18 protein-coding genes and 1 tRNA gene are annotated in these 20649 nt (G+C 61.5%); 6 read left to right on the top strand and 13 right to left on the bottom strand.

Annotated features, from left to right (window positions below; translation table 11 throughout):
- Positions 1–3 precede the first annotated feature (3 nt).
- The 8 genes from M1D89_RS11385 to M1D89_RS11350 all read right to left on the bottom strand — a co-directional run bounded on the left by M1D89_RS11385 (position 4) and on the right by M1D89_RS11350 (position 7164).
- Positions 4–2061: an acyltransferase family protein gene (locus M1D89_RS11385; RefSeq protein WP_498650594.1), complete on the bottom strand. Its 2058-nt coding sequence runs from the start codon at positions 2059–2061 to the stop codon at positions 4–6.
- Between the two features lie 170 nt (positions 2062–2231).
- Positions 2232–3590 carry an MFS transporter gene (locus M1D89_RS11380; RefSeq protein ID WP_498650592.1) on the bottom strand — a complete coding sequence of 453 codons (1359 nt, stop codon included), beginning with the start codon at positions 3588–3590 and terminating at the stop codon, positions 2232–2234.
- A gap of 143 nt (positions 3591–3733) precedes the next feature.
- The gene (locus M1D89_RS11375) at positions 3734–4528 is read right to left on the bottom strand and encodes an IclR family transcriptional regulator (protein WP_498650590.1); all 795 of its coding nucleotides are present in this window, start codon (positions 4526–4528) and stop codon (positions 3734–3736) included.
- Between the two features lie 221 nt (positions 4529–4749).
- Positions 4750–5040, bottom strand: a complete 291-nt coding sequence (locus M1D89_RS11370) for a hypothetical protein (protein WP_498650588.1) — start codon at positions 5038–5040, stop codon at positions 4750–4752.
- A gap of 109 nt (positions 5041–5149) precedes the next feature.
- Positions 5150–5225, bottom strand: a tRNA-Val gene (locus tag M1D89_RS11365).
- A 66-nt stretch (positions 5226–5291) separates the two neighbouring features.
- Positions 5292–6248: an NAD-dependent protein deacetylase gene (locus M1D89_RS11360; RefSeq protein ID WP_498650586.1), complete on the bottom strand. Its 957-nt coding sequence runs from the start codon at positions 6246–6248 to the stop codon at positions 5292–5294.
- A complete protein-coding gene (locus M1D89_RS11355; RefSeq protein WP_498650584.1) occupies positions 6245–6748 on the bottom strand; it encodes a peroxiredoxin in 504 nt (167 codons plus the stop codon). Before M1D89_RS11355 ends, M1D89_RS11360 begins: the two co-directional genes overlap by 4 nt.
- Entirely contained in the window at positions 6745–7164 is a 420-nt protein-coding gene (locus M1D89_RS11350) for a DUF3052 domain-containing protein (RefSeq protein ID WP_026005795.1), read from the bottom strand. Before M1D89_RS11350 ends, M1D89_RS11355 begins: the two co-directional genes overlap by 4 nt.
- A 379-nt stretch (positions 7165–7543) precedes the next feature.
- On the opposite strand from M1D89_RS11350, the gene aceE reads away from it, so the two are divergent.
- The 6 genes from aceE (at position 7544) to M1D89_RS11320 (ending at position 15574) form a co-directional block, all read left to right on the top strand.
- The gene (gene aceE / locus M1D89_RS11345; protein WP_498650582.1) at positions 7544–10330 is read left to right on the top strand and encodes a pyruvate dehydrogenase (acetyl-transferring), homodimeric type; all 2787 of its coding nucleotides are present in this window, start codon (positions 7544–7546) and stop codon (positions 10328–10330) included.
- Between the two features lie 192 nt (positions 10331–10522).
- Positions 10523–11767, top strand: coding sequence for a PucR family transcriptional regulator (locus M1D89_RS11340; protein ID WP_017199662.1), 1245 nt, complete (start codon positions 10523–10525; stop codon positions 11765–11767).
- Positions 11768–11855: 88 nt separating this feature from the next.
- On the top strand, positions 11856–12785 hold the full coding sequence (locus M1D89_RS11335) for an ACP S-malonyltransferase (protein ID WP_498650579.1): 930 nt from the start codon (positions 11856–11858) through the stop codon (positions 12783–12785).
- Complete coding sequence (locus M1D89_RS11330; protein WP_091468082.1) at positions 12782–13843, top strand: beta-ketoacyl-ACP synthase III; 1062 nt, start codon at positions 12782–12784, stop codon at positions 13841–13843. Before M1D89_RS11335 ends, M1D89_RS11330 begins: the two co-directional genes overlap by 4 nt.
- A gap of 117 nt (positions 13844–13960) precedes the next feature.
- Positions 13961–14206, top strand: a complete 246-nt coding sequence (locus tag M1D89_RS11325; protein ID WP_011692310.1) for an acyl carrier protein — start codon at positions 13961–13963, stop codon at positions 14204–14206.
- Positions 14207–14338: 132 nt separating this feature from the next.
- Positions 14339–15574, top strand: a complete 1236-nt coding sequence (locus M1D89_RS11320) for a beta-ketoacyl-[acyl-carrier-protein] synthase family protein (protein ID WP_498650576.1) — start codon at positions 14339–14341, stop codon at positions 15572–15574.
- Positions 15575–15708: 134 nt separating this feature from the next.
- Here M1D89_RS11320 and M1D89_RS11315 read toward each other — a convergent pair whose 3' ends face one another.
- From M1D89_RS11315 to M1D89_RS11295, 5 genes are all read right to left on the bottom strand, one after another.
- Positions 15709–16212, bottom strand: coding sequence for a DUF3145 domain-containing protein (locus M1D89_RS11315; protein WP_026005636.1), 504 nt, complete (start codon positions 16210–16212; stop codon positions 15709–15711).
- 235 nt (positions 16213–16447) lie between these two features.
- On the bottom strand, positions 16448–17374 hold the full coding sequence (locus M1D89_RS11310; protein WP_498650574.1) for a tyrosine recombinase XerC: 927 nt from the start codon (positions 17372–17374) through the stop codon (positions 16448–16450).
- Positions 17375–17434: 60 nt separating this feature from the next.
- Positions 17435–18667: a DNA-processing protein DprA gene (gene dprA / locus M1D89_RS11305; protein WP_498650572.1), complete on the bottom strand. Its 1233-nt coding sequence runs from the start codon at positions 18665–18667 to the stop codon at positions 17435–17437.
- The gene (locus M1D89_RS11300; protein WP_498650570.1) at positions 18664–20205 is read right to left on the bottom strand and encodes a YifB family Mg chelatase-like AAA ATPase; all 1542 of its coding nucleotides are present in this window, start codon (positions 20203–20205) and stop codon (positions 18664–18666) included. The genes dprA and M1D89_RS11300 overlap by 4 nt, the downstream gene beginning before the upstream one ends.
- Entirely contained in the window at positions 20205–20570 is a 366-nt protein-coding gene (locus M1D89_RS11295) for a YraN family protein (protein WP_498650568.1), read from the bottom strand. Before M1D89_RS11295 ends, M1D89_RS11300 begins: the two co-directional genes overlap by 1 nt.
- Positions 20571–20649 lie beyond the last annotated feature (79 nt).

The raw sequence follows: 20649 nt of genomic DNA, 5'->3' as shown, positions 1-20649 counted from the left end.
AAACTACCATCCTGTGGCGTCAAACCACCTCTCGGACAACGTCTCGGTCATGGTCCTGACGTAAGTGCTCGAGAGGTGGTTGTCGTCGAGGTAGACATACACGTTGCCCACGATGCCCGGGCAAGACGTGCCGTCGCAGATCAGGTCCGTCATGTCCAGGATGGACAACCCTGTGAAAGTACCCTCCAGCTGATCCAAGGGATTGCTTTCGGCAAGCACGGATGACTGGGCTGGACGGCAGCGCGGGTCCTCCACGCCGGACGCCATTGCGCACTCACTGGGGCTGAATGAGAAGCGAGGGTTGTCCCTCATGGCGATGACCTCAATGCCCTGGTCCGTGATCTCGCCAACCAGTTCGTCAAGACCCCACGTGAGGTCCTCATCCGGCGAGTCTGGAACTGCTGCCGTCCCCACAAGGAAGACAGCATCGGGCTGATGGATACGGATGTGTTCCCGGACGTTTCGGTTGAAGGCGTTGCATTCGTCCCCTACCTCGTCCGTTTCGGTCATGAACGGGCAGGCCCCGAATGTGATTGCCTGGACACGCCACGTGTGCTCCTTGGCCAGGGGGCCGATGGCTCCAAGCCACTGCAGAGAATGGGACTGACCCACCACAAAGACGGTCCTGTCGGCGTCAGCACCGACGTCGTTCTGCTGGCACTCTGCAAACAGCACCGGATCCGCTGGGCGAAGATCTCCGGTACATGCGGCGTCGAGCCTTCCCCAATCTTCCGGTAGCTGCTCAGGGGTGGGCAGCGTCCGCGCGCCCTCGCTAACAAGGTCGACGTATCCGGGTAGCAACGCCCGCGCCCCCGGGTTATCGTCGGCATTCTGCGAAGCGATGATGTTCTTCTCCATTTGCTGCTGGTATCCGAACTGCACCATCGGAGCGGCAGCGACCGCAATACAGACAAGTACAGACAATGCCAGACGCCGCCGCTTGGTCTCCGGCCATCGCCATGCACGCAGGGGCTGCTCCACGAACCGGGTGGTAAGGAACGCAAGGAGGAGGGATGCACCCACGATCAGGGCACCGGTCAGCGCATCTGCATGGTCTTGGCCAATCCATACCAGAGTGATTACCAGCAGGGGCCAATGCCACAAATAGAGGGCATACGACGTTGATCCCAGGCCAACCAACACCTTGGACGACAGAATGCGGTCCACACCAAAGCGGCTTCCCGACTGCCCTGCGATGATGACAGCCACCGCCGCGAGGGTCGGCCACAAGGCCACAAACCCGGGAAACGCGGTCTGGACCTGAAGAAGGGCGCCACAGCTCAGCATGGCGGCCACCCCTACCCAGCCAAGCACGCTTCGCAGTCCACGGCCGGGCCGAAGATACGGAAGCAACAGCGCCACCAGCGTGCCCAAGGCGAACTCCCACAGCCGGGCAAAGGTATCAAAGTAGGCCAATTCCTGGTTGGCTGCCGTGAAGTAGACCGAATAAGTCAGCGAAACTGCGAAGATCAGCCCGAAGACTCCAAGAAGCACGGCCCTATAACTCAGACCCAAGCGGCGGCATACGAAGGCCGTTGCAACAAAGATGGCGGGCCAGAGGATGAATACCTGCCCTTGGATGGACAGCGACCAAAAATGCTGAAAGGGGCTTGCCAGGCTATGGTCTGCCGCGTAGTAGTTGACCACCTGCCGCTGGAGCAGCAAATTTTCCACATAGAACAGCGAAGCCCAGCCTTGGCTGACTATTTCTATCCAACGCGTGCGGGGAATGAGCACGTATGTGGCCGCCAGAGTGCCAAGGAGTACCACGACGACGGCCGGCAAGAGCCGCCAGAAAAGGTGCAACCAGTGCCGCACCAGTGACACTGGACGGGCGTCCTGGTAGCGGTTGACGAACTGCAACGTCATCAGGAACGCCGAAATCAGCAGGAAGACGTCCACTCCACCGGAAACCCGGCCAAACCAAATGTGGTACGAGACAACCATGAGTACGGCCAAGGAGCGCAGGCCTTGGATCTCAGGCCGAAACGTCGCCTTCCCTGCCCCGGCCCGGACCTGCCCGGTACTTTCCGGTGAGGCAAGGCCCTTGGTTGCCGTCATCGACACACTCCTCTATCGCTGCACCAATTCTGCACTGCCACCCGGGAATTTCCACCACACTCCGAGGGACTCATTTTGTGTGGGGCGCAAATCAGCGCGGCACCCCGTTGAAGGAGGGTGCCGCGCTGATTAGTGGTTGTGTATTCCTTGTGCAGGTGTTTCTGCGGAAGTTACTTTGCGTCTTCGGTACTGACGAGGTCCCTGCCTGCCGTCTCCGGGGTGAAGAACGTAGTCACAAAGGAGATGAGCGCCAGGACCAGGGAGTAGATGGCCAGGACCAGCCATGAGTGGTTGGTGGCGGCCAACATGAGCGCCCCGAGCAGCGGTGCAAGACCGCCAGCCAAAACCGCTGAGATCTCGCGACTCATGGCGACGCCGGTGAAGCGGTACTGGGATCCGAACAGTTCCGGCAAAAGAGGGCACTGCGGGCCCAGCATCGACTGAACACCGATTGCAATGCCTACCGCCATGACTACCCATACCAAGGTGACGTTACCCAAGGTGACCAAGTAGAAGGCAGGAACCGCGATGATTGCCTGAAACAGCGCGCCGTAGCGGTACACGGGAACACGTCCGAACCTGTCGGACAAAGCACCGAAAGTTACCACCATGACGGCGGCGAAACCGGCCGCGATCAGCAAACCCACAGGACCGATGGAGTTGTTACCAGCGAAGACACCCGCCGGCATGCTCATGAAGGACACCAGCAGCGCGGAGTAGATAGAAGAGTTGCCGTTCTCGCCCATGCGAAGACCGATACCGAGCAACACGTTCTTCTTGGAATGCTTCCAGAGAGCGCCAATAGGGTTCTTAACCACGTTCTTGTGCTTCTCCAACTCCTGGAACGCGGGCGTTTCCTTGAGCTTGAGGCGGATGAAAATGGCCACGGCGATCAGAATGAAACTGGCCAGGAAAGGCACGCGCCACAGCCACCCCTGAAGGACGGACTTGTCCGCCATGGCGATGAGCGCGAAGGTTCCGGCGCCGAGGAGCGTGCCCAACTGAATGCCGACAAACGGCAATGAAGCAAAGAACCCACGACGGCGGCGCGGAGCCACTTCCGATATCAAGGTCGTGGCGCCCGCCTGCTCGGCTCCGGCCCCCAGCCCCTGGATGATTCGCAGCGTGACCAGCAGTACAGCGCCGAGCATTCCTGCTTGCTCGAAGGTGGGAAGAAGGCCAATGGCGAAGCTTGCAGTTCCCATCAGCGCGATGGTGAGGATGAGGACCATCTTCCGTCCGAACCTGTCCCCGATGTAGCCGAAGATCAAACCGCCGAAAGGCCGCGCAGCAAAGCCCACGCCATAGGTGGCGAAGGACGCAATCAACGCACCGTCAGGGCCCAGGGGCGAAAAGAACAGCGGACCGAAGATCAGCGCCGAAGCCAAGCCATAAATATAGAAGTCGTAGTACTCCAGCGCAGAACCTACAGAGCTGGCCAGCGTAGCCCGCCGGAGTTGTTCCGGCTCAACTACAGCGTCCTCAGCCTCGGCCGCGAGCTTTTCATTTGCACGAGTTATCACAAGCACTCCCTCAAAATCACCCCGGGCCCCCGTTGGCCCAGCGAGATAGCGATGGCATCACCGCCAAGATCACTATGATGAACAGCGTACAGCTTGTTGAACGCACTGCCAAGGTTGTAATCAGATTTATTTATTGTGAGTGAGAAGTCCTAGCCCATGGGGTTACCCAAGGAACGCGCCAGCTCCTTGAGTTCCTTGACCATAAGGGCGCCCTGCTCCTCCGAGTAGGTAGCCTTGAGGGCCGTAACAGATAGGCCCAGGCTTGGGCCGTGGGCTCCGTGGGTAGGGACCGACACGGCCAGGCAGACCACACCAACCGTGGATTCTTCGTCCTCGAAGGCGTACCCCTGCTTGCGGATGGTGGAAATCTGGGACTTGAGTTCCTCGGCAGTCCTGAGGGAGTTTGGGGTCATGGTGGGCAACTCCATGCCATCCGGGAACATTGCGTCGATATCGTGATCGTGCAGCTGGGCAATCAGGGCCTTGCCGACGCTGCAGAGCGAGACGGGCATCTTGTCGCCGATGTTGGACGTTAGCCTGACCGCTGGATGGCCCTCGTACCGCGCCAAATAGATGACGTGGTCGCCGTCGAGCATCGCGATTCTCACAGTCTCTCCGGAGAGCGTGGGCGCTTGCTCGCAATACTTGTAGAACTCCTGCACCTCGTCCAGGCGACTGAGGTACGCAGCTCCCAGTTCCACAAGCTTCCTTCCCAAGGCAAAGTCGGCCCCTTGGCGGGTAATGAGCCGCGCTTCTTCCAGCGCCAATAGCAGGTTGGACGTGGAGGACTTGGGAATTCCGAGTTCACGCGAGAGATCGCTCAGAGTCAATCGGCCTGTGGGGGACTCGGCCAGCACCTCCAACACGGCTGCAGCGCGGGTGACGGCAGGCGCCGGCGACGAAGCGCCCAGCCCTTCGGAACGGGAGGTGCGGGAATCGGCCATGATTCTCCTTCGACATCGCAATTCGGGCGTTCATTCTGCTGAACAATACTCATCATAGTGGAACGGGGATGTCTCAGCGGGGCGAGTTCCGCCCCCCGCTGCGTCTTCGGTGAGACCGTACTTTCCAAACCCAAAAGTTCTCTGTATATTCATCTTCGAGCTCTCCACCGCGGCATCCCCCAATAGTCGTGGTGGAGAGCTCATCCATTTCCGGGGCCAACCTACGCAGCAGCGAGTTCCTCGCCCCGGAGGCGCCAGCCGCCGCCAGTTCCGTCCCTCACCAATTCCCAGGTAGCGATGCCGGATCGTGGGTTGTTCCCTAAACGGACCTGGACCTGCCAGACTTCAATATCAACCCGCCCTTGCCCCCTGGGCATCCGCCGGGCCTGCTCCCACCATGCCACGCGCTCAAACCATCGGACTGGTTCCACCACCATGCGCCACTCCCGGCCGCCCCTTACGATGACCGCCAGGGCGCCTGGCTCAACTGTGAGGATGTGTACGTGCTCCATGGAAGAAACCGTAGGAGACGGGTCTGACATTCAAGATCGTGGGCGGCTGGAAGGAGGGAAACAAAAACCCCGTCCTCCAAGCCTTTCGACTTGAATGACGGGGTTTCCTTGGTGGGTCCTACCGGGATCGAACCGATGACATCCACGGTGTAAACGTGGCGCTCTACCAGCTGAGCTAAAGACCCAAACCGCGGCTTCCTCGCTTCGTAACTTCCTCCGCGCTTCAACCAACGAACAATGACTCTACATGATCAACCGCCCGAAACACCAATCGGGGCAGGAGCCTGTGGAAGATCAGGCAAAGAGCGCGCAAGGTAGTCCAATGCGCCGCTGACTCCCAGTTCCAATTTCACTTGAGCAAAGTCGTCGCCGCGGGTGGTTCCCCGGTTGATGATGACCACTGGCTTTCCCGATTTTGCAGCGTGGCGCACGAACCGCAGTCCGCTCTGAACCGTCAGCGACGATCCCGCCACCAAGAGGGCGTCCGCGTTATCCACCATCTCGTAGGCGCGGGCCACCCTATCCTTGGGGACGTTCTCACCGAAGTAGACAAAGTCCGGCTTCAACGTCCCACCGCACATGGGACAGACCGCCATCACGAACGAGGTGATGAGCTCGTGGTCCTCAACTGTTGCGTCGGCGTCCGGAGCCATCTCTACTACACCGGACTCCAGTGCCGCCTCCAAGAAACCAGGATTGATTTCTTCAAGTATCGCTGCGATCAAGCGCCGGGTGAAGGTGTGCCCATTGCTGAGGCAAACCACTTGGTCGAAGCGGCCGTGCAAGTCCACCACGTTGATGCTTCCGGCGTCCTCATGGAGCCTGTCAACATTTTGTGTAATGAGACCGGACAGCAGGCCGCGACGTTCCAGAACCGCGACTGCCTTATGGCCGGCATTAGGATCGGCATGCCTGAGGTGGGACCACCCGATGTGGTTCCGCGCCCAATAGCGCCGCCGGTTTGCCTCACTTCCCACGAACTCCTGGTAGGTCATGGGATTCCGGGGCGCAGAACCGGGCCCACGGTAGTCAGGAATCCCTGAATCGGTGCTCAACCCGGCTCCGGTAAGTACAGCTAAGCGCTTCCCGCTTAGGAGATCCCCGGCAACCTCGAGTGCCTGCAACTCTTCGGGGTCCAGTTGCCCTACGGGCGCGGATGGCATGCTGGCAAATCCAGTCATGCCAACTCCGGGCCTGGGATGGTTCATGACTGCTGGTCCGCCAAAGACGACAACGCCCGGCGATACTCGGCAAAGTCCCTCGCTTGGCCGCGGGGATTGACAACGACATAGCGGATGACGCCTGCAGCGTCGATGATAAACGTCCCCCTTAAGGCCATTCCACTCGCTTCATCGAAGACGCCATAGTCCCGCGCCACGGCCCCATGCGGCCAGAAGTCCGCCAAGAGGTCGAAGCCAAAGTTCTCATGCTCCGCGTAGGCCCGTTGAGCGAACTTACTATCTACGGACAACGCCAGTACCGTGGCATTCGAATCCTTGAAGTCCGCGATGTTGTCGCGAATCTCACAGAGTTCGCCGGTGCAAATGCCGGAGAAAGCAAAGGGAAAGAACACGAGGACAACATTGCGGCCCCGGTAGTCCGCCAAACGGACAGGCTCGCCGTACTGATTCAGCAGTTCAAAATCCGGTGCGGGCTGCCCCGTTGCCGGAACGAGCACCCGGGCCGGAGCCTGTGGGACTGCCGTCACTTGTTCTTCTTGGGCACCAAACGCGTGGCGCTCCAGTCCTTTGAGACCCCCGCCGATGTAGTCAGGTGCAGTCCTGAAGTGGGGGCGGCATCCTGGATGTCTGCAGGAGAAACGTAGTTGTCACGGCCTGACTTTGGCGTCAGTACCCAAACAACCCCGCCTTCCTTCAGGTTGGTGAGCGAATCCATCAGGGCATCAACAAGGTCACCGTCGCCATCCCGCCACCAGAAAACAACAGCATCCACGACGTCATGATCATCTTCATCCAACAACTCGGAGCCTGTGACATCTTCGATGTCGTCACGCAAGTCGAAATCGACGTCGTCGTCGTAGCCGCGTTCCTGAATCAGATCCCCATCTTTGAAACCCATTCTTTCCGCCACATTTACCGATGTGGCGGCGTCGGCCTCGCTCACGTTTCCTCCTTTTGCAGTGACTTCCATTACTAACAGCCAACACCCTTTGGGCGTGTGCTTCAAGCTATTGTCCCAGCCAGCGGCCATATTCCGCATTCCACACGGTGTTTCGACGCCACGAGGATTGCGTGCTTTGCGTCACGGAGGCTGCGGGAGTGTGACATACAACGCCCCCAGGTGCCCACGGCTACGCATCGCGACGCCTCGAAAGCTAGAGTGGCCATGAGCGCTACGGCTGCAGGGCGACCGCCCCGAGAAGTTCATAAGCAGCCAAGTGCTCACAAGACCTGCCCGGCGCATCCGACCGGGCTGTTGAAACAGAGATGTCGCACACGACGCGTTCACGACGGGCAGTTACCCTGCCGGACTTGAGGCGCCGATGCATGCGCCTAAAGGAAGGTTGGACGTGGCTGCAGGAGAAGAGACCTCACACATCCTCAGCGGGTTGACTGCCCAGCTGCCTGATCGTGATCCGGAAGAGACCGCGGAGTGGATTGAGTCCCTTGATGCGTTGATCGCGGAGCAGGGTACCGAGCGTGCCCAGTACATTATGCGTTCGTTGTTGCAGCGTGCTGGTGCCCGGTCGGTGGGTGTGCCGATGGTGACGACCACTGATTATGTGAACACGATTCCGGTGGACCAGGAAGCTGCGTTCCCGGGGAACGAGGAGTTCGAGCGCCGGTACCGGGCGTACATGCGGTGGAACGCCGCGGTGATGGTCCACCGTGCGCAGCGTTCGGATATTGGTGTCGGCGGGCATATTTCCACTTATGCCGGTGCTGCGACGTTGTACGAGGTGGGTTTCAACCACTTCTTCCGCGGCAAGGACCACCCCTCGGGTGGGGATCAGGTGTTCTTCCAGGGCCACGCTTCGCCGGGCATGTACGCGAGGGCGTTCATGGAGGGCCGCCTCACGGAAGAGGATTTGGACGGGTTCCGTCAGGAAAAGTCCAAGGCCGGTCATGCCTTGTCTTCGTATCCGCACCCGCGCTTGATGCCGGATTTCTGGGAGTTCCCGACCGTGTCGATGGGTATCGGCCCGATGAACGCGATCTACCAGGCCCAGTCCAACCGGTACCTGCAGAACCGTGGCATCAAGGACACCTCCGACCAGCAGGTCTGGGCGTTCCTGGGCGACGGGGAAATGGACGAGCCCGAGTCCCGTGGCCTGCTCCAGCTCGCCGCGAACGAGAACCTGGACAACCTGAACTTCGTGATCAACTGCAACCTCCAGCGCCTGGACGGACCGGTCCGCGGTAACGGCAAGATCATGCAGGAACTTGAAGCGTTCTTCCGCGGTGCGGGCTGGAACGTGATCAAGGTCGTTTGGGGCCGCGAGTGGGATTCCCTCCTGGAAGCGGACCGGGACGGGGCGTTGGTGAAGATCATGAACGAAACCCCCGATGGTGACTACCAGACCTACAAGGCCGAGTCCGGCGGGTTCGTGCGGGAACACTTCTTCGGCAAGTCCCCGCAGACCAAGGACATGGTCGCGGACCTGGACGACGAGCAGATCTGGGGCCTCAAACGCGGCGGTCACGACTACCGCAAGGTCTACGCCGCGTACAAGGCAGCGACCGAGTTCAAGGGCAAACCCACCGTGATCCTGGCCAAAACGGTCAAGGGCTACGGCCTGGGCCCGCACTTCGAAGGCCGCAACGCCACCCACCAGATGAAGAAACTGACCATGGAAGACCTCAAAGCCTTCCGTGACCACCTCCGCATCCCCATCAGCGATGACCAACTCGACGCTGACCTCTACCGACCCCCGTACTACCACCCCGGCATGGACGCCCCGGAAATCAAATACCTGATGGAACGCCGCGCCGAACTCGGCGGCTTCGTCCCCGAACGCCGCCGCACCCACACCCCCGTGACCCTGCCCGACGCGAAATCCTACGACGTGGCCAAACGAGGATCCGGGAAACAACAAGCCGCCACCACCATGGCCTTCGTCCGGCTCCTCAAAGACCTGATGCGGGACAAAAACTTCGGGGCCCGGTTCGTGCCCGTCGTCCCCGACGAATCCCGGACCTTCGGCATGGACGCGTTCTTCCCGACCGCGAAAATCTACAACCCCAAAGGCCAGAACTACCTCTCCGTGGACCGCGACCTCGTCCTGGCCTACAAAGAATCACCCGCAGGCCAACTCATCCACCCCGGCATCAACGAAGCCGGCGCCGTCGCAGCGTTCACCGCCGCCGGCACCGCGTACGCCACCCACGGCGAACCCCTGGTCCCGATCTACGTGTTCTACTCCATGTTCGGCTTCCAACGCACCGGCGACTCGTTCTGGGCCGCCGCGGACCAAATGACCCGCGGCTTCATCATCGGCGCCACCGCAGGACGAACCACCCTCACCGGCGAAGGACTCCAACACGCCGACGGGCACTCCCCCATCCTGGCCTCCACCAACCCCGCCGTGAAAACCTACGACCCCGCCTACGGCTACGAAATCGGCCACATCATCCGCCACGGCCTCGAAGAAATGTACGGCGACGCCGGTGATGACAAAAACGTGATGTACTACCTCACCGTCTACAACGAACCCATCACCCAACCCGCCGAACCCGAAAACCTCGACATCGACGGACTCCTCAAAGGCATCTACCGCCTCTCCCCCGCCCCCGCAGCGGACAGCACCACCGGGAACCGGCCCACCGCGACCATCCTCGCCTCCGGCGTGTCCGTACCCTGGGCCCTCGAAGCCCAACGGATCCTCGCCGAAGACTGGAACGTCGCCGCCGACATCTACTCCGTAACCTCCTGGAACGAACTCCGACGCGACGGACTCGCCGCCGAAGAACACGCCTTCCTCAACCCCGGCCAACCCGCCCGCACCCCGTTCATCACCGAACAACTCGCCGGCACCACCGGACCCGTCATCGCCGTGTCCGACTACATGAAAGCCGTCCCCGACCAAATCCGCCAATTCATCCCCAACGACTTCGCCTCCCTCGGAGCAGACGGCTTCGGCTTCTCCGACACCCGCCAAGCCGCACGCCGCTACTTCAAAAACGACACCCACTCCATCGTCGCCAAAACCCTCCAACTCCTCGCCGCCAAGGGAGAAGTTGAAGCAGGTGCGCTGGAAAAGGCGATCGAAAAGTACCGGCTTCTGGACGTGAACGCCGGCACCACCGGCGGAGCAGGCGGCGACGCCTGACGGTTCGTCGGGTAACCCGCGGCAAAAGCAATAACAGCAACATCCGCGACGGCGGCTTTCACCGAAAGGTGGGGGCCGCCGTCGGGCGTTAAGCGGGCTGGGACATACCTCCCGAGGACGTGACCAGCAACAACACGAGTTGTAGCCTTCTCACAAATGGAGCTTGCCCGCGATGGGCCGTATGCTCATTCCATGGCAGAGCCAAGCAAAACAACCACCAAGCGCAAGGCAGCACCCCAGGCTTTGTCACCCGAAAAGGCTGAAACCCTGCGGCAACTCCGCGCCAACGTGGGCCAGCTGTCCACCAGCACCATGCGGCAGCTCGAGAAATCACTGCCTTGGTATGGCCGCCTGAGCTCCGATGAACGCTCGGCCTTGGGATTAGTGGCCCAGAACGGCATCGCCGCCTTCGTAACGTGGTACGAGCGGCCCAGTTCGCCGTCGTGGATCCTCACGGACGTCTTTGGCAACGCCCCTACGGAATTGACTCGTTCCATCAGCCTGCAAAAGGCCCTGCAACTAATCCGCATTGTGGTGGAAGTCGTGGAGGACCAGGTGCCTGTAATCGCCCCGGAGTCGGACCAGCCCTCACTCCGGGAAGCCGTACTGCGCTATTCACGGGAAGTAGCTTTCGCAGCCGCTGATGTTTATGCACGGGCTGCGGAGTCCCGCGGCTCCTGGGATACGCGCCTGGAAGCGTTGATCGTTGACGCCATTTTGCGAGGCGAGAACACTGATGCGTTAAGGTCCAGGATCGCTGCCCTTGGTTGGAAAGCGCAGGAGCGATTCACCGTGATGGTGGGAAATTCGCCGTCGGAGCCTAGCGCCAGCTATGTCAGCGAACTACGCCGCACCGCCGGGCGCTTCGCCGAGGACGCGCTGGTAGGAATCCAGGGCGACCGGCTCATTTTGATCCTTGGCGGGGTGCAGGACCGCGACACAGCCTATGTCAAGCTCAGTGAGCTCTTTGCGCCGGGGGCTGTGGTTTACGGCCCGGAAGCAGGCTCGTTGCTTGAGGCGAGCAGTTCCGCCCAAGCGGCGTTCGCAGGGCTGACCGCAGCCCGTGCATGGCCCTCCGCGCCACGGCCTGTTGCTGCAGACGACCTCCTCCCCGAGCGCGTCGTTTCCGGTGATGACGCCGCGCGCAGGTCACTGATCAAGAACATTTACAGGCCCCTGCTCGCGGCTTCAAACGGGCTCGTGGAGACCTTGGGCACGTACTTGGAGCTCGGCCACTCACTGGAAGCCACGGCGCGCGAACTATTCGTCCATGCCAACACCGTGCGCTACCGTTTGAAGCGTGTCTGCGATGTGACAGGCTGGGATCCGCTCCTCCCCAGGGAGGCGTTTGTGCTGCAAACGGCGTTGGTGGTGGGCCGCCTTTCAGCCCAACCGAAAGCTGCTGCCGAACGTCACGCGTCACGTTCACAGAACTGAACCGTTGTAGACTTCCTACAAACTGACCCAGTGAGCTTGGTGTACCAAAACACCAGTGGATCACGTGGCAATTTGGAAAGCTGGATACGTGCTTGCAATCGTCTGCCCTGGACAGGGCTCCCAGACCCCCGGATTTTTGGCCCCTTGGCTGGAACTCCCCTCCGTCGAAGGCCAATTGGCCGCACTGAGCGAAATCGCAGGCATTGACCTCAAGGCCCACGGAACCACCTCGGATGAAGAGACCATCAAGGACACTGCCGTAGCGCAGCCACTGATCGTCGCCGCCGGCCTGGTTGCTGCCAAGTCATTGTTCGATGTGGAACTCAGCACGCTTCCCGTCATCCTCGCCGGGCACTCGGTGGGCGAAATCACGGCCTCAGCCCTCGCGGGCGTCCTCACCGAGGCCGAGGCCATGAGCTTCGTTCGGGAGCGTGCCAACAGCATGGCTGCAGCAGCCGCAGTGACCCCTACGGGCATGAGCGCTGTTGTGGGCGGAGACCCGGCCGAGGTCCTGTCGGCAATTACTGCCGCGGGCGCCACACCAGCCAATGTCAACGGCGCGGGACAAACAGTAGCTGCAGGTACCTTTGAGCAACTCAAGGCCTTGGCGGACAACCCGCCAGCGAAGGCCCGCGTCATCCCCCTCAAGGTGGCCGGCGCTTTCCATACTTCCCACATGGCACCGGCAGTCAGCGCCCTTGAGGCCCTCAAGCCGTCCCTGTCACCGCAAAACCCGGCAGTTCCGCTGTTGTCGAACTACGACGGAAAGGAAGTCACAGCAGGGCCTGCCGCCGTCGAAAGCTTGATTGCGCAAGTCTCACGCCCGGTCCGCTGGGATCAGTGCATGGAAACCCTCGTTGAACGCGGCGTCACCGGTGTGATCGAACTTGCCCCTGCCGGCACGCTCGCAGGGCTCGCCAAGCGCGGCATGCCCGGTGTCAAGACGGTTGCTGTCAAAACCCCGGAGGATCTCTCCGCGGCTCTCGCGCTCTTTGCTGAATTGGAGGGGCAGGCATGAGCACTCCAGTACTCAACAAGGCTGCTGTCAACGAGAACGCCCGCATCCTGGGCATCGGTGCCTACCGCCCCGACGTCATCGTCACCAACGACGACGTGTGCCAGTGGATTGACTCCTCAGACGAGTGGATCCGCCAGCGCACCGGCATCATCACCCGTCATCGTGCAGCCGCGGATGTCAGCGTGATCGACATGGCTGAAGGCGCCGCACGCGAGGCCCTCAAGCAGGCGGGAATTGAACCGTCCCAGCTGGGAGCCGTCATCGTGTCCACCGTGACACACCCCTACGCAACTCCTTCCGCTGCCGCTGCACTTACTGACCGATTGGGCGCGACGCCGGCACCGGCCTTCGACATCTCGGCCGCCTGCGCAGGCTACTGCTACGGCGTGGCCCAGGCTGATGCCCTTGTCCGTTCCGGCGCTGCCGAGTACGTACTCGTGGTCGGCGCCGAGAAACTCTCAGACGTCATCGACAACCACGAACGGACCATCTCGTTCCTCCTCGGCGACGGCGCCGGCGCTGTGGTGGTCGGCCCGTCCGATACCCCTGGCATCGGACCTTCGGTCTGGGGCTCCGATGGCAGCAAGTGGGACGCGATCGGGATGACCCACTCCTTGGAAGATGTCAAGAAACTCGGCGAATCTGCCCGCCACTCGGACGAAATCGACGACCCCGCCATCCTCTCGGCGACTCAGGACGTTTGGCCCACCCTGCGCCAGGACGGCCAGACCGTTTTCCGCTGGGCAGTCTGGGAAATGGCCAAGGTAGCCCAGCAGGCTTTGGATGCCGCCGGCATCGAAGCCAGCGACCTCGCTGCTTTCGTTCCCCACCAGGCCAACATGCGCATCATCGACGAGATGGTCAAGAAGCTCAAGCTTCCCGAATCTGTTGTCATCGGCCGCGACATCGCCCAGGCGGGAAACACGTCGGCGGCATCCATCCCCTTGGCAACGCACCGCTTGCTTCAGGAGAACCCTGAGCTGAGCGGCGGCCTGGCACTGCAGATCGGTTTCGGCGCCGGACTGGTCTTCGGCGCCCAAGTAGTGGTTCTGCCGTAGATCGGGCCTCGTCCCGGCTACCACCAGCCAACTGAATACGACTTACAAACCCAAGCCGCAACCCGCGGTTTGCCCCCTTTCCGGCAATAGCCGGTACAACAAGAAAAGGAGCCAACAATGGCTAGCAACGAAGAGATCCTGGCCGGCCTGGCTGAAATCGTCAACGAAGAAACGGGCCTTGCAACCGAAGCCGTTGAGCTGGACAAGTCCTTCACCGAGGACCTGGACATCGACTCCATCTCGATGATGACCATCGTCGTCAACGCTGAAGAGAAGTTCGGCGTTCGCATCCCGGACGAAGAGGTCAAGAACCTCAAGACCGTCGGCGACGCCGTCAGCTTCATCGCCAACGCACAGGCCTAGTCCTGACACCAGCTGTGCCGGGCCAGGATTCCTATCCTTGCGCCCGGCACAGCCGCAGAAACACCCATAGATTTTCTTGCCTCCCCTTGTGAACCGCGCATGCGGGACGGCTATCCGACAGAGAGTGATCGCATGGCACGCAAAGTAGTCATAACCGGTCTGGGGGCCACCACTCCCATCGGCGGCGACGTACCCACAATGTGGCAGAACGCGCTGAAAGGGGTCTCCGGCGCCCGCACGCTCGGCGACGAGTGGGTGGCCAAGTACGACCTCCCCGTCCACTTTGCTGCCCGGTGCTCGACGCCGGCACTTGAGGTCCTGAGCCGCGTTGAGGCAAAGCGCATGGACCCCTCCACGCAGTTTGGTGTCATCGCAGCCCGTGAAGCTTGGTCTGACGCCGGAATTGAAGAAATCGACCACGACCGGCTCGCGGTGGCCTTCGCCACCGGCATCGGCGGCGTCTGGACGCTCCTTGATGCCTGGGACACGCTCAGGGACAAGGGCCCCCGCAGGGTCCTGCCCATGACTGTTCCCATGCTCATGCCCAACGGCGTGGCAGCGGCGGTCAGCCTCGACCTCGGTGCCCGCGCCGGAGCCCACACTCCCGTTTCGGCCTGCGCTTCCGGTACCGAGGCCCTCCACCTCGGCTTGGAACTGATCCGGTCCGGCAAGGCAGACGTTGTGGTTTGCGGTGGCGCTGAAGCTGCAATCCACCCGATGCCTTTGGCCGCCTTCTCCTCCATGCAGGCCTTGTCCCGTCGCAATGACGAGCCGGAGCGCGCCTCGCGCCCGTACGACATCGATCGCGACGGTTTCGTCATGGGTGAAGGTGCCGGTGCGCTGGTACTGGAAGCCGAGGAGCACGCCATCGCCCGTGGCGCGCGCATTTACGCCGAGCTCGCCGGAACGTCCGTGACAGCGGACGCTTACCACATCACAGCACCTGACCCTGAGGGTCTTGGCGCTACCCGTGCACTGAAGGCCGCCATGTTCGATGGGCGGATCCAAGCGGAGGACGTGGTCCACGTTAACGCGCACGCCACCTCGACTCCTGTGGGCGACAAGCCCGAGTACACAGCCCTGCGCGCCGCCCTAGGGACTCATGTGGACAACGTGGCGGTCTCCGCTACGAAGTCGCAAATGGGCCACCTCTTGGGCGCTTCAGGGGCCGTTGAAGCTGTACTGACCGTACTGGCCGTCTACGAGCGCAAAGCACCGGTCACCATCAACCTCGAAAACCAAGATCCCGAGATTCCCCTGGACGTTGTGACGTCCGTCCGTGACTTGCCCAGCGGCGACATCGTGGCACTGAGCAATTCCTTCGGCTTCGGTGGCCACAACGCCGTCATCGCAGTCCGGAACGTCTAAGTCCCGTTTTTCTAAGCTGTCCCAATGAGACATGAGAAGGGCCCCACCAACAGGTGGGGCCCTTCTCATTGCTATGGGAGACGCTTTTGAGTCAGTGCTGTAAATCGATTGCTGTTCAACCGACTTGCTGCAACTTAACCGACTTGGTGCAACCAGCGCACGGGAGCTCCTTCAGCTGCATGGCGGAACGGCTCGAGTTCCTCATCCCACGCTTCACCGAGCGCCAATGAGAGCTCGTGATAAACGGCCGAGGGATCCCCTGCACCGGACTCATAGGCGTAGCGGATGCGGTCCTCCGTGACCATGATATTGCCGTGCACGTCAGTGACGGCATGGAAAATGCCCAGCTCGGGAGTGTGCGACCAACGCGCTCCATCTACCCCCTGGCTGGGTTCTTCGGTCACCTCGTAGCGCAAGTGAGCCCAACCCCTCAGGGCTGATGCCAATTGCGCACCGGTACCGGGCGTCCCGGTCCACGACAACTCTGCCCGGAACATTCCTGGCGCGGCCGGTTGAGGGGTCCACTCAAGATCGGTTCGCTTATCCACGACCGATCCGATGGCCCATTCAACATGCGGGCAAAGCGCCGTTGGGGCCGAGTGCACGAACAAGACACCGCGGGTTGTTGCAACAGACATTCCATCCTCCATAGCTGTAGGTACGTCTTCCCCAACGACCTCTGCCTGGATGTTTTGCTGTTGCTGCCGGATGCCATGAAACTCAAGCGTGCCCTGACAGGCTATTAAGTTTTGGTACTACAGACGATATTGGCACAGATATAACCCTCAACTGTGAATTGAAGGTTCCCCCGTGGTGCTTTCATTTTGCCGTACGCTGCCCGTTTCCGCCAGTGGCAGCCTTGATGGGTCATACTCAGGCCCTGGGGTGTGCTTGTTGATAGCTTTTCCGGAGCCGGTCCACGGACACGTGTGTATAGATCTGTGTGGTTGCCAGGCTGCTGTGGCCCAGGATTTCCTGAACTGCCCTCAAGTCTGCTCCCCCATCGAGCAGATGGGTGGCCGCGCTGTGCCTGAGTGCGTGCGGCCCTGTGGCGGAGGTGTCCCCCAGCGCCTGCAGCAGTTCGCTGACCACCGACCGGATTTGACGGGGATCAACGCGGTTGCCACGCACGCCCAGGAACAAGGCAGGACCGCTCATTGCCGTTACCACTGCCGGTCGGCCCCGCCTGAGCCAATCGTCCACAGCCACAGCCGCCGGTACGCCGAACGGAACAGTGCGCTCCTTATTGCCCTTACCCAGCACGCGAAGGGTACGACGATCGGGATCAAGGTCATCTATATCGAGCCCCGCTAGTTCCCCAACGCGAATTCCGGTCGCATACAAGAGTTCCACCATGGCCCTGTTCCGCAAAGCCATGGCGCCCCCGTCGGCGGCTGCAGTGTTCAGGTCGTCCACCATCCGGGAGACCTGCTGTTGCTGGAGGACTCCGGGCAGGGACTTGTCCCGCTTGGGCGCCTGCAGACGGACCGCAGGGTCCGTCTGGATAAGTTCTTCCCTGAGTGCCCAGCCCGTGAACGATCTGGCGGTTGCGGCCCGACGCGCCAGCGTGGCACGGGCCATGCCGGCCTCACTCTGGGCGCCCAGCCAGCGCCTCAGGGAGCCTAACTCCAATTCCCCAAGTTCCTTGACTCCTTCCTGCACGGCGAAGCCAAGGAGACTCTCGACATCGGCAAGGTAGGCACGGACTGTGTGCGCAGACCTGGCACGTTCCCCCTCCAAATACCGCCGAAAGCCATCGACTGCATCTTTAAGGGGTGCTGGTAGTGATTGTCCGTCCACCCTTCCCACTGTGCCAGTTGCCAGTACAAAGAAGGTGTATCAACATGCTTGCCCAACGGACTAAGCATTCTTGACCCGTTTCCACCCTCCCCGCTCCGAGCCGGCCAAACCCAGCAACCCCAGCCGGCCCAGGCCAGCCCGCACGGAATCCGCGCTCAGTCCTGCCACCACAGTCAGCTTCTCCACCGAGCTGGTGGACCGGAGAGGCAGTGCGTCCAGAAGAATGAGATCCTCCAAGGACAGGCCATCGTGCACCGCTGCCCCGGAGTCCTTTTCCTCGCTTGTGGCTTCTCCCATGGCACCGGCAAGCTCGGCAATTTCGCCAACGTCCGTAACACAGACCGCTCCCCCATCCCGTAGTAGGCGGTGACAGCCCGCCGAGTTGGCACTGTGGATGGAACCCGGGACAGCAGCAACAACCCTTCCAATGGTTTCAGCGTGGTGGGCTGTGTTGAGGGCACCCGATCTCCAGCGTGCCTCCACCACCACCGTCACAGATGCCAAGGCGGCAATGATCCGGTTCCGTTGAAGGAACCTGTAACGGGTGGGAGCGGATCCAGGTGGTACCTCAGAGATGACAGCGCCTTGAACGGACACTGCGCGAAGAAGGTCCTCGTTACCCGATGGGTAGAAACGGTCTACGCCTCCTGCCATGACGGCGATGGTGGGCACGCTGGCGACTCCGCCGCTCAAGGCTCCGCGATGTGCATGAGCGTCGATGCCATAGGCTCCACCGGATACCACGGTATAACCGCGCTGCGCCAAGCCGTAAGCGAGATCACCTGTGACGGATGCTCCATAGTTGGTGCTGTCCCTGGAACCCACGAGTGCGATGGTTTGGCGGGCAGAGGGCAACTGCTGCTCCTGTCCCCGCCACCATAAACAAAGCGGCTCCTGGAGTCCCAGGTCTTCCAACTGCTCGGGCCACAAGTCATCACCGGGGATGATCAATCTCCCACCCAATCGACGCATGGTCTCCAAGTCGCGGTCGGGCGCAAGGTCGGCAACACGCGGCGCCCATCGCCGAAGGCTGGCCGGAAGCCCTGGCCACGACGATGCTCCTCCTCCGTCAACAAGCAAAGAAGAGATCTCCTGTTCCAGGGTTGGACCCGTTCTGAGCTCGCCGCTTGCAACACCCAAAGCCTCCACGGCGCCTACAGCCCTCACCAATGCGAGGCCTACGGAGTCCTGAGGTTCCATGAGCCGGGCCAATGCTGCCCTGGCTATGCGTTCTTTGTCTTGCTTCCCCAATTCGGCCACTGCTGTGAATCCCTTCGTGTCGGTGCTTCTCATGTTGCAGCTGCAGCTTGGCGCAGGCCCAGCGCTTGGCCTATGTGATCCATGTCCGGCGCATCGCTGTGCGCGAGATCTGCCAGCGTCCATGCCAGCCGGAGGACGCGGTCGTAGCCGCGGGCAGTGAGGGTGCCCCGTTCCAGCGCAGTGTCCAGAATCCGGGTGGTCCCGGGAGGCAGCCGCAATTCCCCCCGCAAGGTTCGCCCCGGCACTTGGGAATTCGTTTCAAGCCCCATGCCGAGCAGACGCTCAAGTTGGCGTTCCCTGGCCGCCAGTACACGTTCCGCGACGATGTGGGTATCTTCCTCTTCACCCGCATGGCCGAAATCGGCCAAGGACACCCGCTCAACCTGCAATTGAATATCCACGCGGTCCAACAGCGGCCCTGAGATTCGTCCAAAATACCTCCGCCGCATCATGGCCGTGCACGTGCAGTCCATGCCTTTGCCGGAGGCTTTTCCGCATGGGCAGGGATTTGCGGCAAGGATGAGCTGAAACCGTGCCGGGTATGCCGCAGTTCCCGCTGAGCGGTGTATGACCAGCTCTCCGCTCTCCAACGGTTGACGGAGGGCATCCAGCACCCGGCGCTCATACTCCGGAGCCTCGTCCAGGAACAACACGCCCCGATGTGCACGCGAGGCCGCACCGGGCCGGGGAAGCCCCGAGCCTCCACCGATGATGGCCGCGGCGGTGGCACTGTGGTGGGGATTTTCAAAAGGCGGCCTGCGGACGAGCCGCACCGTAGACGACTGGACAGCGGCCAACGATCGAATGGCCGTAACTTCCATTGCCGCTGTATCGGCTAAATCCGGGAGCAACCCCGGCAAGCGTTCAGCCAGCATGGTCTTGCCCGCCCCAGGGGGCCCGGTCAGCAACATGTGGTGACCCCCGGCGGCAGCTACCTCCAGGGCACGTCGCGCCTCGCCCTGCCCCGACACATCGCAAAGGTCCGGCACCGTGGGTGCAACATCGTCGTCTTCGTCCGGAACATCAGCGTCCAAGGGATTGTAATCGAGGGCGAGGTCTCTGGGATCGGCGCCAAAGTCGAAGGCAAGCCGAGCCAGTGTTTTATAACCGCGAACCTTTGCCCCGGGAACCAAGGCGGCCTCCACGGCGTTGGCGTGGGCCACCACAATATCCGGATAGCCAGCTTGAACAGCAGCCATCACGGCAGGAAGTATGCCCCGTACGGGCCTCAACCTGCCGTCCAAGCCGAGCTCCGCGATGAAGACCGTTCCGCCAATTTCACGGATGTCGTTGGCGGCGCGCAGCACAGCCATGGTGATGGCGAGATCAAATCCCGAGCCCCGCTTGGGCAGGGATGCCGGAATCAGGTTGGCTGTGATCTTCCGCCTGCTTAGGGGAATCCCGGAATTTTGCGCCGCAGATCGAATGCGTTCCTTCGCCTCATTCAAGGAAGCATCAGGGAGCCCCAGGATCACGAAGTTCGGAAGAGTTTGGCCGATGTCAGCCTCGACCTCCACGATGTAGCCGTTGAGCCCTACCAGGGCAACGCAGTAGCTGCGTCCGACCCCCATCAGCCGACACCCCGCAGATGCTCCAGCTGCGGCTCACCGATGCCGCTATCAATCACGGAGACGACATCAATGCGCCTCCGCGGGGCATGGAGGTCGTGCTCCCGGCACCATGCCGAGGAGAGCCGGTGGAGACGGGCCAGCTTGGCCGCGTCCACCGCCTCAAAAGGATGTCCGTAATCCAGGCTCTTCCGGGTCTTCACTTCGGCAACAACCAGGGTGTCACCCTCGATTGCCACGATGTCGATCTCGCCGTCCGGGCACCGCCAATTGCGATCGACGATCCGCATTCCCTGGTTTTCCAGAAAATCGGCCGCCAGTGCTTCGCCGTTTCGACCAAGCAGGTCTTTTGCTCTCATGACCACCACCTCCGCTCACCAGCTTTCAGGCTGGCGGAGAGCAGCGGCAGTGGCTTACGAAGCTATGTGGGTAAACGTGGCCAAAGGG

The organism is Arthrobacter sp. D3-18 (assembly GCF_054408525.1).
This window is presented reverse-complemented; position numbering and strand designations above follow the sequence as displayed.